This window comes from Butyricicoccus sp. (assembly GCF_050872565.1).
Lineage (GTDB): Bacteria > Bacillota > Clostridia > Oscillospirales > Butyricicoccaceae > Butyricicoccus_A.
Genome location: NZ_JBNMHC010000212.1, coordinates 1 through 3,838, shown reverse-complemented (window position 1 = coordinate 3,838; position 3,838 = coordinate 1). Strand labels below are relative to the sequence as shown.

At 48.0% G+C, this 3,838-nt stretch carries 4 protein-coding genes; 3 read left to right on the top strand and 1 reads right to left on the bottom strand.

What is annotated here, in order from left to right:
- Positions 1–503 precede the first annotated feature (503 nt).
- The 3 genes from ACR0P9_RS08825 (at position 504) to ACR0P9_RS08815 (ending at position 3,598) form a co-directional block, all read left to right on the top strand.
- The gene (locus ACR0P9_RS08825) at positions 504–1,604 is read left to right on the top strand and encodes an S-layer homology domain-containing protein (protein WP_432619295.1); all 1,101 of its coding nucleotides are present in this window, start codon (positions 504–506) and stop codon (positions 1,602–1,604) included.
- A gap of 122 nt (positions 1,605–1,726) precedes the next feature.
- A complete protein-coding gene (locus ACR0P9_RS08820; protein ID WP_432619293.1) occupies positions 1,727–2,149 on the top strand; it encodes a MarR family winged helix-turn-helix transcriptional regulator in 423 nt (140 codons plus the stop codon).
- 81 nt (positions 2,150–2,230) lie between these two features.
- A complete protein-coding gene (locus ACR0P9_RS08815) occupies positions 2,231–3,598 on the top strand; it encodes an MATE family efflux transporter (protein WP_432619291.1) in 1,368 nt (455 codons plus the stop codon).
- 84 nt (positions 3,599–3,682) lie between these two features.
- Here the strand turns inward: ACR0P9_RS08815 and ACR0P9_RS08810 are convergent.
- On the bottom strand, positions 3,683–3,838 hold a 156-nt coding region (locus ACR0P9_RS08810; protein WP_432619297.1), incomplete at its 5' end, for an ATP synthase delta/epsilon chain alpha-helix domain-containing protein.

Below are 3,838 nucleotides of genomic sequence, written 5' to 3'. Positions count from 1 at the left end.
GGAATTGCAGGGGTTCTCGCAGGGACGAGTATGCCGGTAAGTGCATATGATACGGAAGAACATATAGAGAAATCTGTGGATTTACAATATGTTGGTATACAAGACATGAGTTGCTTTCTGAACACGTTGAATGGAAATGCCAAATGCAGTGGAAGCGTTTCCTTGAAATCAGGGTATACAGCTTCGTTGGTATTAACGTTGCAGAGGAGTCCTAAAAGTACAACCTCATGGTCAACGATTAAAACATGGACAGGAACGCGTTCAAGTTTAAGCAAAAACTATGCTATTTCGAGTGGATATAAGTATCGAGTCATATTGAACGCAAAGGTCTACAACTCTAAAAATGTACTGGTCGATAATTCGACAGTATACTCAAATGTGTCCGTTTACTGAAAAAAATTAAAAAAATTTTGGAAAACCTGTTGCAAATCGGGTTGCTGAGTTGTCATATTAATAGAGGGGTAAATATTTGCCTCTTAGATAAAACGAAAGGATGTTTTAACATGAAAATGAAAACCACTTGGAAAAAGCGTACAGCTGCGGTTGCGTTGACCGCTGCACTGGCGGCAGGAACCGCGCTTCCTGCGTATGCGCTGAGCTTTGATGACGTGAAAGACACAGATTGGTCTGCCAAGGCGATTGACTATGTGTCGGACAAGGGTCTGATGAACGGCGTATCGGAGAAAATTTTCGACCAGAAGAGCGAGTTGAATCGCGCGATGGCAGCACAGATTTTGTACAACAAGGTTGGCAGACCGGAAGTATCTGATCTTTCCAGCTTTGATGATGTGCCGCGCGATGCATGGTATGCAAAGGCTGTTGCTTGGGCGAAGGAAAACGGCGTGGTTTCCGGCGTAGGCAACAATCAGTTTGCACCGCTGCAGAGCATCAGCAGACAGGATGCGGTTGTTATTCTGCGGAATTTCGCGCAGAAGCAGGCAAAGGATATGACGGTTAACGGAAAGTATACCGAATATTCTGACAGCGCAGAGATTGCCGATTATGCGAAGGAAGCAATGGATTGGGCTGTGAGCAAGCGTATTGTGTCCGGCGTGGGCGACAACAAGCTGGCACCGCACGGCGTTATCACCAGAGAGCAGTTCGCACAGATCGCATTTTCTTATAATGTAATTTTGGGCGATGATACCATTCATCTGCAATTTGACAGAAACAGCGATTACAGAATCGAGAATGGTGCGCAGGAATCTTGGCAGGAGAAGCAGAATGGCAGCCTGAAGGTTGCTGGTTTCCATTGGGAGGCCAACGGCATGGTTGATCCGGAAGATGGAAAAATCCATACCACCGCAGAGCTGTACACACCGCTGACGAAGAACATTACCCTGATTCCGACCAAGAAGGGCGAACGAGAGAATGTTACCGTGACGCGCGGCGACGTTTCCGGCTCGGTTCGAGTATCTGGCAGCAACTTCACCAAAATCATGGTTGATGAGAACAACACCGTGACGCTTCGCGGCTTGAACATGACCTACACGTTCTACGTAGGCGAAAAGATGGAAAAGATTGAATCCGGTACGATTTCTGGTGAAATCTCTTGCACCGTAGACGGCAAGATTACCAAGTCTCCGGTCGCTGTCCAGCAGTAAAAAGGAATAGCATCCAAGCAGGCACCGTGTAAATCCATGGTGCCTGTTTTTCTGTCCGGATTCGTTGACAAGTGATGTATGGCGTGCTATACTTAGATAACTAATTAGTTAGAGGGAAAATCATGGTAAAAGATGAACACATGTCACGATATATCGGTATTCTTGCCAATCGCTTCCGACGCCAACTGGACGCGCTGGCTTTCCGCGGAGAGTACAGCGGTTCGGAGGGAAAGGCTTTGCATTTTATCTTGGCTCATGCGGACAGCGACTTGTTCCAAAAAGATTTGGAAGAAGAGTTCGGGATGCGGCCATCATCTGCCAGCGCACTGGTCAAGAAATTAGAAGAGGATGGGCTGATTGCGCGGGAGTCTGTTCCGTATGACGGCAGATTGAAAAAGATCGTGCCGAGCGAGAAAGCCCTGCGACACAAAGAACATGTTTTGCGCGATGTGCAGGAACTGGAAGCGCAGCTGCTAGACGGCATTTCGCCGGAGCAGCAGAAAGAATGGCTGAAAGTCACAAAGCAAATGATAGAAAACCTGTAGTCTCATGCGAGTACAGGTTTTTATTGCGAACAATACTTAGATAACTAATTAGAATATCTGTATATCATAGGAGGAATCTACATGAATCAGACGTTGAATTTGGGCACGGATAAAATCAGCAAATTGCTGCTGGCGTTTTCCGTGCCGAGCATTATTTCTTGGGTGCTCAATGCGCTGTATAACATGGTGGATCAAATTTTCATCGGCAACGGCGTTGGCTACTTGGGCAACGGCGCGACGAATGTCATCTTTCCGCTGACGCAGCTCGCGATTGCCATCGGTTTGATGATTGGCGACGGAACGGCGAGCTATGTCAACTTAAAGCTCGGCGTACATGAGCAGGAACGGGCGGAAAAGGGCATGGCAGGCGGTCTGCTGGCACTGCTCACAGCGAGTATTGCGCTGAGTGTTATTCTGTCGATTTTCTTGGAACCGCTGTGTCATGTGTTCGGTGCGACGGAAGCGATTTTGCCGTATGCGATGGATTACGGCCGGATTATTGTTGCAGGCACTTGTGTCAATGTGTTCTCGTGGGGCGCCATGAGCATGGTGCGTGCGGATGGCAGCCCGCGCATTGCCATGATGAGTATGCTGGCGGGCTTTGTCATCAATATGATTGGTGACCCGCTGACGATTTTTGTTTTCCATTGGGGCGTCAAGGGCGCGGCCATTGCGACAGTTACCGGTCAGCTTGTCAGCTCGCTGATTTGCGTCTGGTATTTTATCTGTAAAAATCAGTCGGTGCAGCTCAAAAAAAGCTCGTTTTCCGGCTGCTGCAGCTACATTCCGCGTCTGTGTAAGATGGGCACATCCAGTCTGGTGACGCAGCTTGCGATTGTCTGTGTGCTGTTTTTCCAGAATAATCTGCTGGTCAAATACGGCGCAATGAGTAAATATGGCGCAGAGATTCCACTGACCGCCCTCGGTGTCACAATGAAGGTGTTCACGCTGCTGCTCAATGCCATTACCGGTTTGTCTTCCGGTGCGCAGCCGATTATCAGTTATAATTATGGCAGCCAGGCGTATTCACGTGTGAAAACCGTTCTAAAAATGCTGCTGGTTATTGCGTTTACGATTATGCTGGTCGCTACGATTTGGTTCCAGCTGGCACCGATGAGCATCATTCAGATCTTTGGTTCTTCTGATGCACTGTATAATGAATTTTCCGTCAAATGCCTGAAAATTTTCCTGCTGCTCATTACCTTGGACAGCTTTCAGATGGTTGGCAGTTCGTATTTGCAGTCTGTCGGCAAGGCGGGTTCTGCGGCCGCTCTGGTTATGTTCCGCCAGATTATTATTCAGATCCCAGCGATGCTGATTTTGGGCAAGATTTTCGGTATTGATGGTATTTTGTACGCGGGTCCTGTGTCCAGTTTGTTCGTTGGCATCATGGCGATTGTGTTTCTTCTGCGAAATTGGAAAGAGATGTCGCGGGCAAGTCAACAGTAAGTTCAAAACAAAAAACAAGACCGAAGCTATCTGTAATAGACAGCTTCGGTCTTTGTTTATTTAAGAGAAGAGAGATAAGCAAGTTTATTTTCCGGATGCTTTCAAACGTGCCATCGCACGCGCCAGAGCTGCCTTGGAGTGATAGTACTCCTGAATGCTCTGCTGCTGGCGCAGACGCTCTTCTGCACGCTGCTTTGCACGCTCTGCACGTGCGCGGTCAATTTCATCCGGACGTTCTGC

Bases quoted from the DNA above. Each gene is read 5' to 3' on its own strand.
- ACR0P9_RS08825 (WP_432619295.1), top strand. From the start codon at position 504: ATGAAAATGAAAACCACTTGGAAAAAGCGTACAGCTGCGGTTGCGTTG.
- ACR0P9_RS08820 (WP_432619293.1), top strand. From the start codon at position 1,727: ATGGTAAAAGATGAACACATGTCACGATATATCGGTATTCTTGCCAAT.
- ACR0P9_RS08815 (WP_432619291.1), top strand. From the start codon at position 2,231: ATGAATCAGACGTTGAATTTGGGCACGGATAAAATCAGCAAATTGCTG.